Here is a 21,248-nt window from a genome sequence, read left to right on the forward strand (position 1 = left end):
CAACAACCAACAGAGAGGACTGGGGTGCCCGCTTCGCTGAGCCTTAACCAGGCCCGGCGGATCGCTCTGGCAGCACAGGGGCTCGACAAAGGACGGCCCACCGGACCCGTAACTTCACGGACGGTGGGCCGCACCTTTGCCCGCTTGCAGCTGGTCCAGATCGATTCCGTAAACGTCCTGGCGCGGAGCCATTTCCTTCCCTTCTACTCGCGCCTCGGGAACTACGACCGGAGCATTCTGCAACGGATGTCCGGTGTCCACCCGCGCCGGATGGTTGAGTACTGGGCACACGAGGCCAGCTACATCCGGCCGGAACACTATGAGGACCTCCTGCTCTGGCAGAAACGTTCGTGGGTTGGTGCCGGAAGCATGGACCCGGACCAGCGGGCTGCGATATCGGAGCTGATCCTGGCAACCCTTGCCGGTAGCCGTCCCCTGACCGCATCCGAGCTGACCGCCCGGATCGGCCACGTGGAAGAACGGCAAACAGGCAATTGGGGCTGGAACTGGAATGCCGTCAAAAGGGTCCTCGAACACCTTTTTGAAGCGGGGCTCGTCTCCGCAGCTGCACGGACAGAGCAATTCGAGCGGAAATACACCCTCACGGCGAAGATTCTCCCGCATGCCGGAATAGGCGCGGGGGAGGACCCCACGGGAACTGGGGATCGGGCCGGGGCACTGGACCGGCTGACGGAGGCTGCCGCCCGCGCGCACGGCGTCGGAACTGTCCGGTGTATTGCCGATTATTTCCGGACACCCGTCAAGGCAACGGCGCAGTCTGTGGAACGCCTGGTGGAGCGGGGTGTGCTGGAACCGGTGACCGTCACGGGCTGGAACAGGGATGTCTACCGCCATGCCGATGCTGTCCTGCCTCGGCGGGCAACTGGACGTGCCCTGCTCAGCCCCTTTGATTCGCTGGTGTTCGAGCGCCGCCGGCTGGAAGAACTCTTCGGCTTCCACTACCGGATTGAGATCTACACGCCCGAACACAAGCGGCGGCACGGCTATTACGTCCTTCCCTTCCTCCTCCGGGACGGCATCGTTGCCCGGGTGGACCTGAAGGCCGACCGCGCAGGCGGAAAACTGCTGGCCCGGGCCGCCTTCGCCGAGCCGGCCGCCCCGCCGGACACCGCCGTCGAACTTGCCGCGGAACTGCGCCTTATGGCTGAATGGCTGGACCTCCAGTCCGTGGAGGTCTGGCCGTCCGGTGACCTCGCGCCGGACCTTGCGCGGGCCGTCGGCAACGCGGACTCCGATCCGCTCTGAGGGAAACCGGCACCGGCAGGTTGTCTCTCCCGTAGACTAAAAACGCCAGAATTCGGCGGCATGAGACTGGGAGCATCTTCACGTGGCATCACTTATCGAAAAACTTCTCCGCACGGGTGACAAGAAAACACTTCGGCAACTGCGGAATTATGCCGACTCCATTAATGCCCTCGAAGACTCGTTCAAGACCTTTACCGATGCCGAGCTCCGTGAAGAAACGGACCGGCTCCGCGAACGCCACCAGGACGGCGAAAAGCTCGAGAACCTCCTGCCGGAGGCCTTTGCTGCTGTTCGGGAAGCGTCTTCGCGTACCCTGGGAATGCGGCACTTCGACGTCCAGCTGATGGGTGGCGCCGCCCTCCACCTGGGCAACATCGCGGAAATGAAGACCGGTGAAGGCAAGACCCTGGTGGCAACCGCTCCTGCCTACCTGAATGCCCTCACCGGCAAGGGTGTCCACGTGGTCACCGTGAACGACTACCTCGCCGAATACCAGTCCGACCTCATGGGCCGCGTCTACCGCTTCCTCGGGCTGACCAGCGGATGCATCCTTGCCAACCAGGACCCTGCGGTCCGGCGCGAGCAGTACGCAGCGGATATCACCTACGGAACCAACAACGAATTCGGTTTCGACTACCTCCGCGACAACATGGCCTGGGACCGGAACGAACTGGTCCAGCGTGGACACAACTTCGCCATCGTCGATGAAGTTGACTCCATCCTCATTGACGAGGCCCGTACCCCGCTCATCATCTCGGGACCCGCCCAGGGCGACACAAACCGCTGGTACAGCGAATTCGCAAAGGTCGTTCTTCGGCTGCAGCCCGAAAAGGACTACGAAGTCGATGAAAAGAAGCGCACCGTCGGTGTCCTTGAGGGCGGCATCGAGAAGGTCGAGGATTACCTCGGCATCACCAACCTGTACGAGTCCGCCAATACGCCGCTCATCGGCTTCCTTAACAACGCCATCAAGGCCAAGGAACTCTTTAAGCGGGACAAGGACTACGTCATCATGGACGGCGAAGTCCTGATCGTTGACGAGCACACCGGCCGTATCCTTGCCGGCCGCCGGTACAACGAGGGCATGCACCAGGCGATCGAGGCCAAGGAAGGCGTCGAGATCAAGGCGGAGAACCAGACCCTGGCCACCGTCACCCTGCAGAACTACTTCCGCATGTACGGCAAACTCTCAGGCATGACCGGTACCGCTGAGACCGAAGCGGCCGAGTTCATGAGCACCTACAAGCTCGGCGTCGTAGCCATTCCCACCAACCGCGACATGCAGCGCATCGACCAGTCCGACCTCGTTTTCAAGAACGAAACAGTGAAGTTCGACGCCGTCGTCCGGGATATTGCCGAACGCCATGAAAAGGGCCAGCCCGTCCTGGTGGGTACCACCAGCGTCGAGAAGAGCGAGTATCTTTCCCGGCTGCTCGCCAAGGACGGCATCCGCCACGAAGTCCTGAATGCCAAGAACCACGCACGGGAGGCCGCGATCGTTGCGCAGGCCGGCCGTAAGGCCGCCGTCACGGTGGCCACCAACATGGCCGGCCGAGGCACCGACATCATGCTGGGCGGCAACGCCGAGTTTACGGCGGTTGCCGAACTTGCCAAGCGCGGCCTCGACCCGGAGGAGAACTCCGAGGAGTACGAGTCCGCGTGGCCGGCTGCGCTTGAAGCAGCCAAACAATCCGTCAAGGATGAGCATGAAGAGGTCCTGAACCTCGGTGGACTGTATGTCCTCGGCACCGAACGCCATGAGTCCCGCCGCATCGACAACCAGCTCCGCGGCCGTTCCGGACGCCAGGGCGACCCGGGCGAGTCCAGGTTCTACCTTTCCCTGACGGACGACCTCATGCGGCTGTTCAACTCCGGCGCCGCCGAACGCCTCATGAACAGCTCCGTTCCTGACGACGTGGCACTCGAATCCAAACTCGTATCCCGTGCCATCGCCTCAGCACAGGGCCAGGTGGAGGGCCGCAACGCTGAGCAGCGAAAGAACGTGCTGAAATACGACGACGTCCTGAACCGCCAGCGTGAAGCGATCTACAGCGACCGCCGCCGGATCCTTGAGGGTGACGACCTGCACGAAAAGGTGCAGTTCTTTGTCGAGGACACCATCCTGGCCCTCATTGACGACGCCACCGCCGAAGGCAACGGCGACGACTGGGACTTCAACCAGCTGTGGACCAATCTCAAGACGCTGTACCCGGTGAGCGTGAGCGCGGACGACATCATCGAAGAAGCCGGAGGAAAGTCCCGGCTGACGGTGGAGTTCCTGAAGGAAGAGCTGCTTTCGGATGCCCGGCTTGTCTATCAGGCGCGGGAGGAAAGCATCGGCTCCGAGAGTATGCGGGAACTGGAGCGCCGCGTCGTGCTGTCAGTCATTGGGCGCAAATGGCAGGAACACCTCTACGAGATGGACTACCTCAAGGAGGGCATCGGGCTGCGTGCCATGGCCCAACGCGACCCCTTGGTTGAGTACCAGCGCGAGGGTTTCACCCTGTTCCAAAGCATGATGGAAGCCATCCGGGAGGAAAGCGTAGGGTTCCTGTTCAATTTGGAAGTCGAAGTGACTCCGGCCCAGGACGTGGTGGTAGAGGACGCCGCCGGCGGACACACCGAACACGTCGAACCGCAGGTCCGGGCTGCCGGTCTGGAAGCCCCCGAAAAGCCTGCGCAGCTTCAGTACACGGCACCCAGCGAGGGCGGTGGCACTCAGACCCGGGTGGAAACCCGTTCCTCAGGACGCTCAGGCAACCCCGCGAAGGCGGCGGAGCAGGATGCAGCGAAGGAAGCCGCCAAGCGCCCGGCCAAGAAGAAGCGGCGCTAAGGCAGCGTCCACGGACGACGGCGTGTAAGTCAAGGGCAGGGCCAGCGGGAGACAGCATCCCGGTGCCCTGCCCTTTCTTCGTCCGGGCGGCCAACCGGATCGTCATCCAATAACGAGTTCCGTGACACGCCACACCTGCTTGCTGCGCTCGAGGCGGATTGCCACGGCGCGCGCACGTACGTCATCGACCACCACTGCACTTGCTTCATAGGTGCCTTCTGCTACCTCGCAGATCCTTACTGACCGGACAATGGAGTTCCGGTGCAGCCGGCCCACCGTCGGATTTCCGGTCCTGGTGATTTCCCGTCGAATCAGTGCGGCGCGATGCTGGAGGGCAGCGAGGCATCGGGGGTCAAGCCGGCGGGCCAGTTGGTGGACGGGCCGGATACCGGCCAGCACTTCCATGGCAGCCTGCACCGTTCCCCGCGTGATGGCCCGGACTTCCGCTTCCTCGTCCGCGGCCCGGAGCCGAACCGGCTCTCCAGAATGCGGGGCAGGCCGGCCTTGGCCCAGGGCCCGCAACTGCCCCTGTCGCAGCTGTGATTGTCCCAGCGCCTCCTGGCTGGCTGCGGCCGGGGTTAGGCCCCTGTCACCTTTACTCTCGGTTCTTCCCTGAAGGGCACGGATAGGCGTCACTGCTGGCATTGCTTTCCCCTTTGGTTTTTGTGGTGCCGGCATCCGGCCGGCATGGTTACGGATACTTACGACGCTCAGGGTGCCTGCAGGACCTGGCCCGGGAGCAGGACATCCGGGTTCTGGCCGATGACAGCCCTGTTGGCTTCGTACCACCTCGGCCACTCAAGGGCGACGTCAATGTCGGAAGCATTAGTTCCCAACTGACCCCGCACAATGTCCCACAGGGTGTCCCCGGCGAGGACTGTCACCGTCCCTGTTGTCTGATCTGACCCCCGGCCCGGTGCGGCCTCTTCGCGCGCGGCTGGCGGGGCCAAGAGCCCTGGGTCCACCAGCGGGGCAGTCCGTGGCTGCCATCTAGGCTGCAGCTGGGAATGATTCGCGGCGCCGGAACTTGCGTCCGCAGTTATTGGGGCGGCAGCGGGAGTTGGCTGGGTAAGTTCTACCGGAGCCGTTGACGTCGGGATTAATCCCGGCGTCAGGGTATGCTCCGGATGGCCCGCAGCCGGAGCTGCATCCGGTGCCGCAGCCTGCGTGGAGGCGGCGCCCCACATAGGATCGCCTGGCGTACCTGTGGACGGTGCCGGGTGCGGGTCCGACAGGTCCGGGGCTGCCTCCATAGCCGAGGCGTACTCTTGCGTGGGGGCCCACTGCGGACCCGAAGCCAAGGTTTCGGCGTTGGCCGCTGCACCCGACGCCAGTTGCAAGGAGACCGCTGCGACCACCAGGCGCCTCATAAAAGCGGGCGAAAGCCTGCGCGTCAGCGAAGCTGAACGGACCTTTCCATGTCGCTCCAGGAGCACGCCCGCTCCGGCAGCCGCGAGGGACAAAAACCACCAGGCGATGAGTACCGAACCCGAAAGTAGTGCTGCGGCCCCCAGGATGCCCTCGGCTGACGTGCTCTGGTGCCTGGCCGCTGCCTCCTGCCACTGCAGGACAAGACCGCGTCCAATGACGACGAGCACGGCTCCCAGGACCAACAACGCCAAGGCCGTCAGGGCGTCCATTCTGATTCCGTGGGATTCGCGCTTCATCATTGATTCATCCTTTTGATGTCGTTTGATGCAGTTTGATGTTGCTTGATTCAGTTTGCGCCAGTATTCAGTCTTATGTCCAGACGGTGGAGAGAAAAACTTCGTGGAATTGACGGCTTGCCCGGTCGGACCTACTGTGGCCGGATGCGCTGGGATGCACTCTTCAACGACATGGAAAGCCAACTGGCGGAATCCGACCGGCTTTTACTGGAGGCTGAGATCGGGGAGAGGACCCGCGCTGAACTGGTGTCTATCGAATTGTCCGATAGGCTCCGCGGCGTCCTTGGATGCACGCTTGGAGTCCACCTCCTGAGCGGGGAATCGGTCAGCGGCCGCCTTGCCCACGCTGGTGCCGAGGCCTTGGTTATAGACGAAGACTGGCATCAGGTCCTCATTCCATACCCGGCGGTTGCCCGCTATGTAGGCTTGGGCAGGTTTGCTCGAACCGAACCGTCAGCCGTGCGGCGGGCGCTTGGGTTGGCGCATTCGCTCCGGGCCCTCGCCAGGGACAGGGCTGAGCTGAGTATCAGCCTCGGTGGCGGCACGGGTGTCACGCGGTTGGAAGGCGTCATTGACCGCGTGGGCAAGGACTATGTGGACGTTGCGGCAGTAACTTCCGGTGAAGCCCGGAGGAGCCGGCATGTTGGAGACGTATCAACCGTGCCGTTCGCCGCACTTGCGGCCATCAGATCCAGGAAGCAGGCCGGACTGTAGCCAGCGCCCGGTCCGGCCACGGCCGGCGGGGACGGAGCATACGCCCGCTCAGACCGACTTGGACTTGGACTCCTGAATCATCCTGCTCGCTTCTGCGTAGCGTTCCTCGATGTACTGTTCGAGCATCTTCTCTTCCACGCGCCACTGCCCGCGGCCACCAACCTGGATGGCCTTCAATTCTCCGCTCCGTACAAGTGCGTACGCGGCCGGAGAGTTGATCTGGAGTTGCTCGGCAACATCTGCGAGTGTGAGGAACCTGGGCATGCCACCATTTTGCCATCCGAACGGGGTACCCGCCTGCGTTATCCACAGTTCCGCCATATTTGGGACTTTGACTTTTGTTCCGGCGTCCGTCCCGCAACAATGAGGTGTCCGGCCACGGAACGGCCCGCCGGAACGTCTAGGGGGAGAAACGGCATGGTTCCAGAAACATCAGCCGCATCAGCACGCCTGAAGCGCCCCTCGTGGAAAGATCCGCGCCTGCTGGTAGGGATCCTCCTGGTGTTTGCATCAGTGGCAGGAGTTGTATTCCTGGTCGGAAGTGCAGACCAGACCACAGAGGTCTACGCTGCCCGCGACGGAATAGCCGTGGGCGAAGCATTGACGGAGGAGAACGTGGTCCGTGCCAAGGTGCGGCTCGGCGATTCGGAACAGCACTACATCACCGCCGAATCCGGGTTGCCCCAGGGTGCCGTGGCCGTGCAACGGATCGGAAAAGACCAGCTCGTCCCTCGTGCCAGCCTCGGGGAGGTGGACGACCTTGACCGCAAGCCGGTGGCCATTACGGTGGACGGAACCCTTCCTGCGCAGGTTATCGCAGGGGCCCGCGTGGACGTCTGGGTTGCCCAGCCGGATACCAAGAACGGATTCAGTGAACCCAAGCTCCTGCTGCCGGGTGCTGAGATCGCCGAGGTAACAGCAGGTTCAACAACACTCGGATCCGCCAAAAGCACCGTGCTGATGGTGCTGGTGGAGGACGGCCGGATGCCGGCCATCCTGGGCGCCCAGGCCAACGACGCCCGAATCTCCGTCGTGTGGAACCCCGGGGGCGCAAAGTGAGCATACCTGTCGTCACCGTCGGGCAAAGCCGGGAAGACCTGGTGGGCGGACTCGAACGCCTGCACGGCCCTGTCACCGTGGTCAGGAGATGCGCCGAACTGCCCGAACTGCTGGCGGCATGCCAAAGCGGTCTGGCCAGGGCGGCCGTCGTGGCAGACGGATCCGAAGGCCTCACGGCTTCGTTGGTAGACCGGCTGGGAGCGGTTGGCGTGGCCATCATCGCCCTCACCGACAGTGCCGAAGAAGCAGCGCGCCTCCGCAAGATCGGTGTGGCGTCCGCCCTGACAGGCGTGCAATCCGCGGAACTTTCGGACCGCATCGCCGACGCCGTGGAGCAATTGACAGGGGCGCCGGCCCGTGCGGCCGCAATGAGCTCCCTTGCGGACACCGGCGCAGCCCTGCATCCCGTCGCCGCGGAGCCTGAGCCAGATCCGGGCAGGCCCGGACCAGGACGCATCATCGCTGTATGGGGACCCGCCGGCTCTCCGGGCCGGACCACCCTTGCCGCCAACATGGCGGCTGAACTGGCGGCCGATGGCGAGCAGGTCCTCCTCATTGACGCTGACAGCTACGGGGCGAGCGTCGCTGCGGTGCTCGGGCTGCTCGACGAATCGGCTGCATTGGCCCAGGCCTGCCGGCTTGCGGACCAGGGCGCCTTGGATGCAGACGCCCTTCGCAGGCTCGCCGCCCCTGTGGCAACCATTGCCGGAACCTTCAAAGTACTCACCGGCATTACGCGTGCAGATCGCTGGACGGAGCTGAGGGCACCAGCCCTGGCGATCGTCCTGGAACGGGCGCGGCAGATCGCGGACGTTGTTGTCGTGGACACCGGCTTCTGCCTCGAAGCGGATGAAGAACTAAGTTTTGACACCATGGCGCCACGGCGAAACGCGGCCACCCTGCGTGCACTGGAGTTGGCAGACACCGTGTTCGCGGTCGGGGCTGCTGATCCCGTGGGCGTGCCGCGGTTGGTCAAAGGCCTTGCTGAACTGGAGAACGCTGTTCCCCAAGCATCTCCCATGGTGGTGATGAACAAAGTGCGGTCGTCCTCTGTCGGTAGGGGCCCCGAGCGGCAGCTGCGGGATGCCTGGGAGCGTTACGGGCCGGCATCTGAGCTCCAAGCATTCCTGCCATATGACATCGGTGCCGCAGATGCAGCCCTGCTTGCCGGATCGCTGCTGCTTGAATCGTCGCCCGAGTCAGCCCTTCGCCGCTCAATCCGTGAACTTGTTTGTGCACCCGTCCAGCAAAAGGCCAAATCCTCTGTATTTTCTTCCACAGCAGGCCGCAGGGCAAAGGACTAGGCTCGCCATAAGAGCTGCAAAGGTGCAGCGCATATCGTGTGATGGAGGCGTTTGTTGATGTCGTCTGGATCCAGCGTGGAGGATCAGGCCCTTTCCGTTGAAGGCTTTGAAGGCTTCATGGGGGACTACTACCAGCATCTCGCCGAGGAGGACGCGCGCAGCTATCCGCAGGAACTGTTGGCGCAGCGGGCGGAGCACCACCGCGAGGTCGCATCAGAGCGGCTGCCGGGGCAGGCGAAAGTGGCCATTGCCGATGAGGAAGACAGCAGCGTCGTGTTCGTCGTTACGGACGACATGCCCTTCCTGGTGGATTCAGTCAACGCCGAACTGGTCCGTCAGCATGCGGCCATCAAGCTTGTCATCCATCCCATGTTCGTTGCCACCCGCAACCGGGAATCCGGGCACCTGGTCAAGGTCAACAGGGTTCCGTCGCACATTGGAATTTCCAGCGGTGATACTGCAGCGATGCCGAGCCTGTCCCACCTGATTGCCACCGGCGAAAATGCCTCACATATGGAGTCCTGGATCGCCGTCGAGATCAGCCGCATCTCCGACGAAGCCAAGGCGTCACTGCTTGAAGGACTGCAGCGAGTGCTTAAGGACGTTCGCGCCGCCGTCGAAGACTGGCCCAAAATGCGCCTGAAAGCGCTGCAGATTGCCGAAAGCCTTGATCAGGTAGCCAACCCGGCCCAAATTGCCGAACTGCGGCAGGCGCAGGACCTTCTGCGCTGGCTCGACGACGGCAACTTCACCTTTCTCGGCTACCGGGAATACGTCCTGATCAACGTGGACGGGGAAGACGTCCTGGAATTGCGGGAGGACAGCGGCCTTGGCCTGCTCCGGGCAGCGGCCGATTCCCCCCATATCCAGCACCTGACGGATACAGGACGCAAAAAGGCGCGGGAAAAGCGTGCCCTTGTCATCACGAAGGCCAATTCCCGCTCCACCGTCCACCGGTCCGCCTACCTGGACTACATCGGCGTCAAGAGTTTCGACGCCGCCGGCAACGTCAATGGAGAACGGCGCTTCATCGGGCTGTTTGCAACCAGTGCCTACACCGGCTCAGTACGTGAAGTTCCGATCGTCCGGGAGAAGGTCGACGCCGTCCTGCGCAATGCGGGGTTCCCGCCGGACTCGCACTCCGGAAAGGACCTGCTCGGCATCCTGGAGACCTACCCCCGCGACGAGCTGTTCCAAATCGAAGTTCCCGACCTCGCCGCCACGGCAGTCGGCATACAGAAGCTGCAGGAGCGCCGCCGGACGCGTCTCTTCCTCCGGCCCGACATCTACGGCCGCTTCATGTCGGCTGTCGTCTACCTGCCCAGGGACCGTTACACCACCAATGTCAGGCTTCGGATCGAGCAGGAACTCCGCGAGACCTTCCAGGCGGTTTCCATTGACTACGAAGCCCGGATGACCGAGTCGGCTCTGGCCCGCCTCTTCTTCAGGATCCGCCTGCCGAAGGATGCAGACGTCAGCCACGTCGACAGCGGGGAGCTCGAAAAGCGGTTGGTCCGTGCGGCCAGGTCCTGGAGCGAGGGCATCGCCGAGGTGCTGCGCGACGGCGGCGACGCGGCGGAAGCCAAGGAACTGGCGGCGATCTGGGCTGAGGCGTTCCCGGCGAGCTACCGGGTTGACTACGAAGTGGAAGATGCCCTTGACGACATCGCCCGCTTCGAGAAGTACGGAGCGGCGGCTGAGCGCACCGAGGGGGCACGGCAGGAGCGCCCGGGCGTCCACGTCTACCTCCCCGAGGGGGCCGGCGCAACGCTTGAGGAGGACGCGCGGGTCAAGCTGTACATGCTCGAGCCCAAGAGCCTGAGCCAAATCCTTCCGTTCTTCCACAATCTGGGACTCGAAGTGCTCGATGAACGGCCCTTCGAAATCGAGACCGCGGACCGCCGCGATTTCTTCCTGTACGACCTCGGTCTGAAATACCCCGCGGGTGTTGACCCGGTGGCTACCGGAGGCTTCCTGGCGGACTCCTTCAGCGCGGCTGTGACCGGCGCGGCAGAATCGGACGCTTTTGACCGTCTGGTCCTCCGGGAAGGGCTGCACTGGCGTCAGATCACCGTCCTGCGTGCCTACGCCCGCTACATGCGCCAGATGGGCAACACCAATTCGTTCGGGTTCATGGCCGATACCCTCCTCGCCAACCCCGATGTGACCAGGGGGCTCAGTGCCCTTTTCGCTGCCCGGTTCGACCCGTCACTGGATGCCGATGCACGGCAGGCGGCCCAGGAATCCGTGCGCGAACAACTGTCAGTGTCCATCGAAAAAGTTGCAACACTGGACGCTGACCGTGTCCTGCGGACATTTGTGAACCTCATCGAGGCCACCCTGCGGACAAACTTCTACCAGGACAAACGGCACCTGAGCTTCAAGCTCGATCCGGCGCGGATCGACGGCCTGCCGTTCCCGCGTCCCATGTTCGAGATCTGGGTCTACTCTCCGCGGGTTGAGGGCGTGCACCTCCGATTTGGCAAGGTCGCGCGCGGTGGCCTGCGATGGTCGGACCGCCGGGAGGACTTCCGCACCGAGGTGCTGGGCCTCGTGAAGGCCCAGACGGTAAAGAACGCAGTCATCGTTCCCACCGGGGCCAAGGGCGGCTTCTTCGCGAAGCAACTGCCGGACCCGTCCGTCGACAGGGCGGCGTGGATGGCCGAAGGCGTCGAAAGCTACAAGACCTTCATCCGGGGCCTGCTGGACCTCACTGACAATCTGGTAACTGAAGGCGCGGACGAGAAGCTGGTGCCGCCGTCGGACGTTGTCAGGCATGACGACGACGATTCCTACCTGGTGGTCGCTGCGGACAAGGGAACTGCCACTTTCTCGGACATTGCCAACGGCCTGGCGGCTGAGTACGGATTCTGGCTCGGAGATGCGTTCGCTTCGGGGGGCTCCGTTGGCTATGACCACAAGGCGATGGGCATTACCGCCCGCGGTGCGTGGGAATCCGTGAAACGGCACTTCAGCGAGCTGGACCTGGACACCCAGACCCAGCCGTTCACCGTGGTGGGCGTCGGCGATATGTCCGGCGACGTGTTTGGCAACGGCATGCTGCTGTCCAGGCACATCCGGCTGCTCGCTGCCTTCGACCACCGGCACATCTTCCTGGATCCCACGCCGGACGAGGAGTCGTCCTTCACTGAACGCCGGCGCCTGTTCGAGCTGCCCCGGTCGTCATGGGACGACTACGACAAGTCCCTCATCAGCGAAGGCGGCGGTGTCTTCGCCCGGCAGGCCAAGTCCATCCCGGTGTCGCCCCAGGTACGCGACGCCCTGGGACTTCCCGCCGCCACCACGGAGCTCAGCCCTCCCGAGCTCCTGCGGGCAATCCTGCTGGCCCCCGCAGATCTTCTCTACAACGGCGGCATCGGGACGTACGTGAAGGCCAGTAGCGAGTCCAACGCTTCCGTGGGGGATAAGGCCAATGACTCGATCAGGGTTGATGGCAGGGACCTCCGCGTCAAGGTGGTAGGTGAAGGTGGCAACCTCGGAATGACGCAGCGCGGACGAATCGAGGCGGCGCTCCAGGGTGTCATCCTGAACACCGACGCCATCGACAACTCCGCAGGCGTGGACTGCTCCGACCATGAGGTCAACATTAAGATCTTCGTTGACCGGATGGTTGCTGCCGGGAAGCTGGACGCTGCCGAACGTGCCGAATTCCTTGCCTCGATGACCGACGAGGTGGCCCGCCTGGTCCTGGAAGACAACATTGACCAGAACATCCTGCTGCTGAACGACCGCACAAGGGTTGCCGAATGGAGCCCCAGCTACGAACGCCTCATGGACTGGCTGGAAAAATCAGCCGACCTGAAGCGCGACCTTGAGGCCCTGCCCACCACGGACACACTGCGCGAACGGCTGCAGCAGGGCCAGGGCCTGACGTCGCCTGAGCTTTCAGTCCTCGCGGCGTATGCCAAGATCGAACTGGCGACAGCACTGAGGGACAGCGATCTCGCGGACGATCCGTGGTTCCGGCAGACCCTCCGCGATTACTTCCCGGCGCAGCTGCGTGAACGTTTCGACGCTGAACTGGATACCCATCCGCTGCGGCGCGAAATCATCGCCACGGTGGTTGCCAACGACATGATCAACATGGGAGGCATCACCTTTGCTTTCCGCGTCATGGAAGAAACGTCTGCCAGCGAAGTGGCCGTGGCCAAGGCGTTCGTCGCACTGCGGGAGATTTACGAGCTGGACGTGATGGTCCGGGAGCTCAACAGCCTGCCTGCGTCGTTCCCCACGGAGCACTGGAGCACGGTCCATCTGGATATCCGCAGGTTGCTTGACCGCGCAGTGCGGTGGCTCCTCACCCAGGGCACCGTATCCCAGCCCATAGATGAAGTGGTGGCTGAGTTCAAGCCACTCATGGATCCTCTGCGTGCACGCGTCCTGGACTACCTGCGGGGTGAGGACCGGGAACGGGTGGGAAGCTGGCTCGAGAACGCACGTGAATGGGAACTTCCGGATGGTCTTGCCCTGCGCTGGGCTGAACTGTTCGAAAGCTTCGTGCTGCTGGACATCGCAAAAATCGCACGCCTGCGGAAAGAACCGGTTGAGGATATTGCCGCCGCGTATTACACGGTGTTCAACCGTTTCCACGCCGATTCCCTCCTGGAACGGATCAGCAGCCTTCCCCGGCAGGACCGCTGGCAGGCCCTGGCGAGGGCGGCACTTCGTGATGACCTGTACTCCACGGTGTCGGACATTACGACGGCGGTGCTGGACGCCACGCCTGCGGGACAGTCGCCGGAGGCGCGGCTCACGGAGTGGGAGGCACGGAACGCCGAACAGCTGGGCCGTGCCAAGAGCATGTTCGATGAGGTCAACGCACTCGAAACCGACGATATGGCGTCGCTGTCGGTAGCATTGAGGCTCTTGAGGTCTATCGTCCGGCGCTGACTAATCAGGCGTCGCAACTGGAGGTGCAGTGGCAATCTTTACCGACCCCATCAGGGAACACGCCGATTTTGGCCCGGGTGATGCCGAATGGCTTCACCTGCTGGTGGGGGACTGGCAGATGGTTGCGGACCTGGCCTTCGCCGACCTCGCACTGTGGTTCCCGCATCCCGAGTACGGGTATGTGGCGCTGGCGCACGTCCGGCCGTCCACAACGCACACCGTGTTCCATGGGGACTTTGTCGGCGAAGGCATCCGCTCCGACCTTCGGCCCTTGGTGGACAAGGCCTGGAACAGCAGGGCCATCGAGCGCTCCAGTGAGACAAACTGGAGCAGCGATATGGCTCTGCGGGTTGAGGCTGTTCCCATGGTGCGGAATGGACGGACCCTGGCCGTTGTCACTACCCACATGGACCTGTCCAGCTCACGGATGCCGTCCCGGCTTGAGCTGACGTACCGTCAGTGCGCCTATGACCTGTTACGGATGGGGACGCTTGGCCTGTGGCCTGACTTCGCCTCACCGACGGGGTCGCGCCGCGGGGCACCGCGGGTGGGCGACGGGTTGATCAGGCTCGACGCCGACGGCGTGGTGCAGTACGCCAGCCCCAACGGTGTCTCTGCCTTCCGCCGGCTGGGTGATGGTGAATCGCTGGAGGGCCGCTCCTTGGCGGAAGTAACTGCAAGCCTCCTCAAGGACCGTCGGATGGTCGATGAAACCTTGCCCCTGGTTGTTACCGGCCGGATGCCGTGGCGCAGTGAAATCGAGTCCCGCGGCGTCAGCCTGTCTCTCCGGGCGATTCCCCTTCGCGACGAACAGCAACGGTTCGGAGCCTTGGTGCTGTGCCGCGATGTGTCGGAGCTCAGGCGGCGGGAAATGGAGCTGGTCACCAAGGACGCCACCATCCGCGAAATTCACCACCGGGTGAAGAACAACCTTCAAACCGTTGCCGCACTCCTCCGGATGCAGTCACGCCGGATGGTCAGCGAGGAAGCCAAACAGGGCCTGGAACAGGCGATGCGCCGGGTTGCGACGATCGCCCTGGTCCATGAAACCCTGTCCCAGGGACTGACCCAGAGCGTCGATTTTGATGAGCTGATCGGACGGCAGTTCAGGCTGTCCGCGGAGGTCGCCTCACCGTCCCAGCAGGTGAAGACGGAGCGTTCGGGCACCTTCGGCGAGCTTCCCAGCGACCTGGCCACCCCCCTCGCGCTGGTGATCAACGAATTGGTCACCAATGCTGTGGAACATGGCCTTGAGGGGCGTGCAGGGACTGTGTGGCTCATTGCCGACCGTGCGGAGGGCGAGGATGGCGACGACGAGGAGCTGATCGTGACCATCGCCGACGATGGCGTGGGACTACCGGATACTCCCCACGTCGAGGGTCTTGGGCTTCAGATCGTGCGGACCCTCGTGACCAGCGAGCTTGGCGGAACCATCCAGTGGCTGCCCCGCGAAGGCGGCGGCACAGCGGTCCGCATCCGCCTGAGTCTCTTGGGCAGATAGCCGGGCGCCGCCTGCTGTCCGGCGGCGTCCCCTGGCATTGAATGGAAAGAGCTCCGGCGGCAACCTGATCGGTTGCTGCCGGAGCTCTTTCTACTTGCGGAAGTCTTTCCGCTGTATGTCGGGGGGGCTGCCGCTTATGAAGCGCGGCGTGCCCGGGCTGCCCGGCGCTTAAGGGCGCGGCGCTCGTCTTCGCTCATGCCGCCCCAAACGCCGGCGTCCTGGCCGGACTCAAGTGCCCACTGGAGGCAGGTATCGACTACCGGGCACCGGCGGCAGACACTTTTGGCTTCCTCAATCTGCAGGAGTGCCGGCCCTGTGTTCCCGACGGGGAAGAAAAGTTCCGGATCCTTCTCGAGGCACGCTGCGCGGTTACGCCAATCCATGCTGATTAGTTGCTCCATTTCTGGGAATCGCCCTTTGTGAAATTATTCACTAGTAGCTACAAAGGAAAAGGGCCCGGCAGGGCCCCCTTGGTCATCTCCATCAAGCCTGTCATGTTAACGCTGTGTAAACAAGGGGTAATAACGCTTGATATCCCGGGAATGCTGAGCGATACATCACACTGTTGGCACTGGCCCTCACCAGTCTCCGACTATGTCCGGTAGGGTGCCAGTGTGTCAAGACCCCCTTCCAACCCCGCAGATCCCCCGCCTCCTCCCGGGGGAACCCACCCTGGCCAGGACGGTGCTGATGCATCGGGGAAAGTGCGGCCTCCCCGCGCTGCGGTCCTCATTGCCGTGGTGGTTGCGGCTGAGGCTACGGCCCTCCTGGCGGCAGCTGCCTGGTACGCATTCGAGCTGGTATCAGGGAGCCCGGTCCTGTCGTTCTGGGGTGCGGTGTTCACCCTCGGGCTTTTGCTCGCTTTTTCGGCGTGGCTGTACGCGGTCGGCCATTTCCTATACCGCGGGTTCCGGTGGACCCGTGCGGCGGCCCTGGTAGCCCAACTGTTCGTTCTGACGATCGGCTTCCCAACCCTGACCAGCGGACTGGTTCTGGCTGGATTGGCCATGGTCGTTCCTGCGGTGGCAGCCCTTGTGCTCCTGTTCCATAACAGCGTCACCGCCTACGCTTCCCGGACCGGCGGAGCGCCGCCGGCTTTATAGCCCGTTTGGCCGCCCTTCGGCATCCCCTCCCAGCGGCGCCCAGGCAACCTGGACGGCGGCCGACCCTCCTCCGGAAATCAGCACTGCCCTGCCCGGCGGAGCAGTGGGCTCCACTTCGAAGCGGACGCCGAAGAGGTCCCCGTCCGCCATGGAGCGCGGCGCGAGCAGCATTCCGGCGCCGTGAGCCCTCGACGCCATGACAAGGGGGAGGCGCTGCAGCAGCAGGGGATTGTAGTTTGCGGTCAACAGGACGGTGTGGCCCCGTGAGTGAAGTTCCGCCAGTGCGGTCAGGGCGTCTGCAGACAGTTGGTCGGCGTCGTCGGCGATGAGGACCCGGCGCCCGGCCGCAGCCCGGGACGCGGGATCCAGGCGCAGGGATGTCCAAAACCTGTCCGGCTCTGCGGTGTCCGGCGGATGCACCCAGCAGGCTTCCGGGTTAAGGATCCTCAGGGCGCGGAGGCTGTTGGTTTTACCACCGCCGGAACGGCCAAGGATGGTGAAAACGCCGCCGGCGGGTAAGTTCAGGCGGACCGGGGAGAGTTCGTCTCCACCCACGCCGATCAGAAGTCCGGGCGGGGTGGACCGGGCGGCGGCCACGGATGAGGACCGGCTCGCCGCAGACTCCTGAACGTCCGCCGCTGAGATAAGCGGGGGCAATGACTCAATCCGGAAGGGCGGGAATTCAGGTTTGGAGTTCAGCTCCATGCCCGTGGCCTGTTGTCCCTGGTCCGCTATGGCGAGGTCATAGACCTGGCAGACCGCTGGCTCGCCTCCGGCGACTGGTCCGAAGGCCACCGCCCGTCCTTTTACCTTTTCCGTGGAAGGCATCCTGGGCCAAGCGAGCCTGCTGTCCTCGTTGGAGGCCGCGGGGAAGTACAGCCGGTTGGGCAGGGAACCGGCAAAGCGCGCGGTGGCCAGTTCCCGTTCCCCGGATACCGCGACAGTTATCCCGGCGCGCTGACCGTCCCTTACCAGGTCCTGGACCACGTCCTCAGCCCACGCAAGCGGTCCGGACCTGAAGGCAGACACCCACGATCCCCACCCGGAGATGACCAGCACCAACGGAGTGGCCCCTTCATCGGGGCGGCTGAGGCGGTGCCCAAGCTCGAGGGCCAGCCGCTCCAGTACCCGGACCGCGCGGCGGAGTTCGTGGATTCCGGCATGGGCACCCGTCCTTCGATGGCCGGCGGCATGCTGGAGTCCGCCAGGGGCATCCAAGAAGTAGCAGTGTGACTCACGCGGGTGCGCCAGCAGGCGACGGACTGCGAGGTCGAGGGCTTCAACGGCGCCGGAGGAGGCCGAGCCAATGAAAGCCAGGTGGCCGTGCCGGGATGGTTCCCAGGTCAGTGGAAGGACGCATTGGGCATGGGGAAGGTCCATGGCGCCCAGCTCAACAGACCAATCCGGCTGCGATCCGGTTGGCGGCCGGCCGCTTGCCTGCGCCGGTGCCGCCACAGGGTCTCGGAGGTCATGCGGAAGGGGAGGAGCTACTGGGTGCCGGGGCAGGGACCCGCCCCGTGCTGCCCAAAGCGTGCGGACCAATTCAACATAGGGCCGTGCGGCCTGCGCTGGGGTGGGCGCTTGGCATCCGGGAGCAGCTCCTTCTTCCGCCCTCAGGAAATCGACGGTGCGCTGAATGTGAAGGGCATCGTTCCGGGTTTCACTGCCGTAAAGGTTGAGTGTTGCCGCCTGGAACTCCTGGGCAGGCTCCGTTCCCCGTGCAAGGAACGCGCGCCCTGGGCAGTCCACCCCAATGCCTGCCGCAGCTTTGGTGCCGATAATGTCATGGGATTCCATGTCGGACTGGACCCGCAGGGCGATGCTGGATGTCACGTTGGCCCTGATGTCGGCTGTCAGTGCTCCCTGCGGCCGCTGCGTGGCCATCACCAGATGGATGCCGAGGGACCGTCCGATCGCGGCAATGCGCATCAGCTCCCGCAGGACCTCCGGGGCGTCATCCACGAGCATCCTGAACTCATCAATGATGATGACCAGATGGGGGAGAGCAGGGCCAGCCACCTCCTGTGTGGAATGGTAGGAGGCCAGATCCGGCACGTTGGCCGCGGCGAGGGCCTCTTCACGGAGCCGGATCTCAGCCCGCAATGAGGCAAGGGTGCGGTCAAGCTCACTGGCGGACAAGTCAGTCAGCAGCCCGACACAGTGCACGAGGTTGGTCAGCGGCCCGAGTCCGGAGCCACCCTTGAAGTCGACGAAGAGGAAGTTCACCAGTTCGGGCGGATGGCTTAGTGCCAGCGCAACAACGAGGGTGCGCAGCAACTCCGACTTCCCCGAACCGGTGGTCCCTGCCACCAGGAGATGCGGCCCGTCGCCGTCAAGGTCCCAGGGCCTGACACCTCCGGCGCTGAGTCCCAACGGAACTGCCAGCCCTGTGGTCTGCGCGCCTTTGTCCCATCGGGCAGCTGTTGCGTCCGCCGACAATGGCATGACGTCCGCGAGGGCGCACGTATCCGGGATGTAGTCTTCCCGCGCCTTGTTATCGGCTCCGGCTGCATGGTTCCGGCAGAACGCGTCGAAGACCTTCGCGGGGGCCAGGTCGGGAACGAATTTCGAGTGGTTTCCCGGGCGGAGGAGGGACGATTCCGGCTCGGACAGGTCCACATCCGCTGTACTGGCTGGCTCTGCCGGGGTGGTGAACCTGAGGACCTGCCAGCCGAGCTGGACGCCAGTAGCGGCAAGGGTGTTGTCCGGTTCCAGGCTGTCGAACGGGCCGGCCAAGATGAGGACTCCATGCGGGGGACCCGCTGAAAACTTCTCCGACAGATGCCGTCGGCATGACTCCCCGGTTGCCGTCAGGACGACGCGCGGAAGGAACCTGGCAGCGAGGGGAAGGACATCGGGCCGGCCGTGGATGACTACCCTGGTCTCACGGCTCCGGGGATAACCGGCCATCTGCATGACCAGCGCCCTGATCATGGCGTCCAGCGCCGGGCGTGCTCCTTGAAACACTGTTTCCGGCCGGGACGGGTCGAGGAGGAGTGGCACTGCACCCGCGGACGGCAGGTCCCGGACTGCGCCTGCAGGCTGGACGCTGATATTCGCGGGCTGGACGCCCAGGCCGAGTCGAAGCCAGATCCTTCCTTCGCCGGCGCCTGTTCCGTTGGATCCAAGGCGCGGCGTACTCAAGGCGAGCGTGGCCAGGGATGGCCCGGCCCGCCGTCGTCGTTGCTTGTCTTTCTGGACAGCAGCAGCGACCGCGGCTGCGGTGTCCCGCCGCTGCCTGCGCCCTGTTAGCAGCGGAACAAGCACCGAGACGGCTGAGGCGCCGGCGAACGCCAGGAACACCCACATCCCCGTAAAGACCGCCAACCCGACCCCGATGGCCAGGGGGAGCGTTGCGGTCAGTATGATGACCGCGCGGCTTCCATGGTCAGTGCCGGCGGTAACGGCAATGGGGTCCGCCACCGACGCGCCCGCATCCGCCAGAGGCACCGGCAGGCAATCCGTGAAGATCAGGGACATGGACGACGTTCCGCAACGTATGTCGGATGCCGTGGACACCGCCGCATTCCGGACTCTCCGGCCATCCACCCAGGTTCCGTTGGAGCTGTCCAGGTCTTCGATGAAGATGCCCGTGTCCGTGACGGTCAGCTTCGCGTGCTCCCGCGACATTTCGGCGTCGTCAAGGGAGATCCGTGCGCCGCTCCTGCCAATTGTGAAGGTCCCGCGGGCAAGGGCAACCACGGTGCCGGCTCCCGAGCCGCTGTGGACAGCCAATGCCAGCCCAGCTTCCGCCTCGGCTGCAACCCGGGACAGCTGCTTCCGGAGCGGCAGCCTGGCATCGCCGGCATCGACGAGTACCGCACCGGCGACGAGCGGAGCGGTGCCAACGTTGAGCGAGCCCAGGCGGATTCCCCGGACGGTAACCTCCCCTGTGCCGAACTTGCGGGCAAGAAGGTGGTGGAGTTCCGTCCCGGGGGTTCCTTGGGGAGCCTCAATGGTCAGCTCCAGGGGCTCGTTGCCCGAACCAGGGCCGGCTGCTCGTACCAACGTGCAGTGGAGTGTCATGTGTGGGATTCCTTTGAACGTTGTTTCCAAGCTAAGGTCCGGCCCCCGCACGGGCAGCCCCGTAAGGGCGCTATGTGGAAAACCTTTGATTGTTCCGGGGAGGTACTCCCTTGCTGATCCTTCACTGGGCTAGGATCGCTCCACACGGACCTCCACCGGCGGTCCTGCGGCCACGAAGGAGACCTGTGAGCACCATTGCTGACAGTGCCGATGTTTCCCCCGACTCCGTCATCGGGTCCGGTTCGAAAGTGTGGCACCTGGCCCAGGTCCGGGAATCGGCGCGGTTGGGGAGTAACTGTGTGATTGGACGCGGGGCCTATATAGGTCCGGGAGTGGTCCTGGGGGACAACTGCAAGGTGCAGAACTACGCCCTTGTCTATGAGCCCGCCGTCCTTGCCCCGGGCGTCTTCATCGGACCCGCAGTTGTACTTACCAATGACGTCTTCCCCCGGGCGGTCACGCCCGACGGGGGCCTGAAGACGGAGGAGGACTGGGACAAGGTAGGGGTAACCATCCGGGAAGGCGCCGCCATTGGAGCGCGGGCGGTGTGCATTGCGCCCGTAACGATCGGTGCTTGGGCCACCGTTGCTGCGGGCGCCGTCGTCACCAAGGATGTGCCGGAATTCGCCCTTGTCGCGGGGGTGCCTGCCCGCCGCGTGGGATGGGTTGGCCGGGCAGGACACCCCTTGAAGCAGGATGGATCCTTTTGGGTCTGTCCGCAGACCGGGGCCAATTATGTGGAAACGGACGGGGAGCTGCGGGAGGTATAACCCGCTCCCAGGCCGAACCGGCAGGGGAGGCGATTCGACTGGCGCCGCAGTCACTCGGGTAGGCTAGAGCAGCAGACAATGCTCAACATTGCGC

At 64.1% G+C, this 21,248-nt stretch carries 14 protein-coding genes; 9 read left to right on the plus strand and 5 right to left on the minus strand.

Annotation, left to right across the window (positions count from 1 at the left end; genetic code table 11):
- Nucleotides 1–24 precede the first annotated feature (24 nt).
- Together ACFV4R_RS00985 and secA are read left to right on the plus strand one after the other, a co-directional pair.
- Entirely contained in the window at nt 25–1,266 is a 1,242-nt protein-coding gene (locus ACFV4R_RS00985; protein ID WP_377202738.1) for a winged helix-turn-helix domain-containing protein, read from the plus strand.
- Nucleotides 1,267–1,348: 82 nt separating this feature from the next.
- Nucleotides 1,349–4,099: a preprotein translocase subunit SecA gene (gene secA, locus ACFV4R_RS00990; RefSeq protein ID WP_377202737.1), complete on the plus strand. Its 2,751-nt coding sequence runs from the start codon at nt 1,349–1,351 to the stop codon at nt 4,097–4,099.
- A gap of 102 nt (nt 4,100–4,201) precedes the next feature.
- Here secA and ACFV4R_RS00995 read toward each other — a convergent pair whose 3' ends face one another.
- On the minus strand, nt 4,202–4,777 hold the full coding sequence (locus ACFV4R_RS00995) for an Rv3235 family protein (RefSeq protein ID WP_377227101.1): 576 nt from the start codon (nt 4,775–4,777) through the stop codon (nt 4,202–4,204).
- Between the two features lie 32 nt (nt 4,778–4,809).
- Nucleotides 4,810–4,983 carry a LysM peptidoglycan-binding domain-containing protein gene (locus ACFV4R_RS01000; RefSeq protein ID WP_377202735.1) on the minus strand — a complete coding sequence of 58 codons (174 nt, stop codon included), beginning with the start codon at nt 4,981–4,983 and terminating at the stop codon, nt 4,810–4,812.
- 927 nt (nt 4,984–5,910) lie between these two features.
- Here ACFV4R_RS01000 and ACFV4R_RS01005 point away from each other — a divergent pair.
- Nucleotides 5,911–6,480 (plus strand): hypothetical protein, encoded by a 570-nt coding sequence (locus ACFV4R_RS01005; protein ID WP_377202734.1) that lies wholly within the window; start codon nt 5,911–5,913, stop codon nt 6,478–6,480.
- 48 nt (nt 6,481–6,528) lie between these two features.
- Here ACFV4R_RS01005 and ACFV4R_RS01010 read toward each other — a convergent pair whose 3' ends face one another.
- Nucleotides 6,529–6,744: a helix-turn-helix domain-containing protein gene (locus ACFV4R_RS01010; protein ID WP_045729765.1), complete on the minus strand. Its 216-nt coding sequence runs from the start codon at nt 6,742–6,744 to the stop codon at nt 6,529–6,531.
- A gap of 153 nt (nt 6,745–6,897) precedes the next feature.
- Here ACFV4R_RS01010 and ACFV4R_RS01015 point away from each other — a divergent pair, with 153 nt between their 5' ends.
- Genes ACFV4R_RS01015 through ACFV4R_RS01030 form a run of 4 tightly spaced genes read left to right on the plus strand, consistent with a single transcriptional unit; the run spans nt 6,898 to nt 15,255 of the window.
- Complete coding sequence (locus ACFV4R_RS01015) at nt 6,898–7,539, plus strand: hypothetical protein (RefSeq protein WP_377202733.1); 642 nt, start codon at nt 6,898–6,900, stop codon at nt 7,537–7,539.
- Nucleotides 7,536–8,843 (plus strand): CpaE family protein, encoded by a 1,308-nt coding sequence (locus tag ACFV4R_RS01020; protein WP_377202732.1) that lies wholly within the window; start codon nt 7,536–7,538, stop codon nt 8,841–8,843. The genes ACFV4R_RS01015 and ACFV4R_RS01020 overlap by 4 nt, the downstream gene beginning before the upstream one ends.
- Before the next feature lie 57 nt (nt 8,844–8,900).
- Entirely contained in the window at nt 8,901–13,754 is a 4,854-nt protein-coding gene (locus ACFV4R_RS01025) for an NAD-glutamate dehydrogenase (protein WP_377202731.1), read from the plus strand.
- 28 nt (nt 13,755–13,782) lie between these two features.
- Nucleotides 13,783–15,255 (plus strand): sensor histidine kinase, encoded by a 1,473-nt coding sequence (locus tag ACFV4R_RS01030; RefSeq protein ID WP_377202730.1) that lies wholly within the window; start codon nt 13,783–13,785, stop codon nt 15,253–15,255.
- A 134-nt stretch (nt 15,256–15,389) separates the two neighbouring features.
- Here the strand turns inward: ACFV4R_RS01030 and ACFV4R_RS01035 are convergent, their stop codons facing one another.
- Complete coding sequence (locus tag ACFV4R_RS01035; protein ID WP_015937605.1) at nt 15,390–15,638, minus strand: WhiB family transcriptional regulator; 249 nt, start codon at nt 15,636–15,638, stop codon at nt 15,390–15,392.
- Between the two features lie 321 nt (nt 15,639–15,959).
- On the opposite strand from ACFV4R_RS01035, the gene ACFV4R_RS01040 reads away from it, so the two are divergent.
- Complete coding sequence (locus tag ACFV4R_RS01040; protein ID WP_377202729.1) at nt 15,960–16,358, plus strand: hypothetical protein; 399 nt, start codon at nt 15,960–15,962, stop codon at nt 16,356–16,358.
- Here ACFV4R_RS01040 and ACFV4R_RS01045 read toward each other — a convergent pair.
- A complete protein-coding gene (locus ACFV4R_RS01045) occupies nt 16,353–20,384 on the minus strand; it encodes an FtsK/SpoIIIE domain-containing protein (protein ID WP_377202728.1) in 4,032 nt (1,343 codons plus the stop codon). The two genes, ACFV4R_RS01040 and ACFV4R_RS01045, sit on opposite strands and share 6 nt — an antisense overlap.
- A 185-nt stretch (nt 20,385–20,569) precedes the next feature.
- Between ACFV4R_RS01045 and ACFV4R_RS01050 the strand changes: the two genes are divergently transcribed.
- Entirely contained in the window at nt 20,570–21,154 is a 585-nt protein-coding gene (locus ACFV4R_RS01050; RefSeq protein ID WP_377202727.1) for an acyltransferase, read from the plus strand.
- Nucleotides 21,155–21,248: the final 94 nt, after the last annotated feature.

This window comes from Pseudarthrobacter sp. NPDC059871, from assembly GCF_042731175.1.
In the GTDB taxonomy this organism is placed as follows: domain Bacteria; phylum Actinomycetota; class Actinomycetes; order Actinomycetales; family Micrococcaceae; genus Arthrobacter.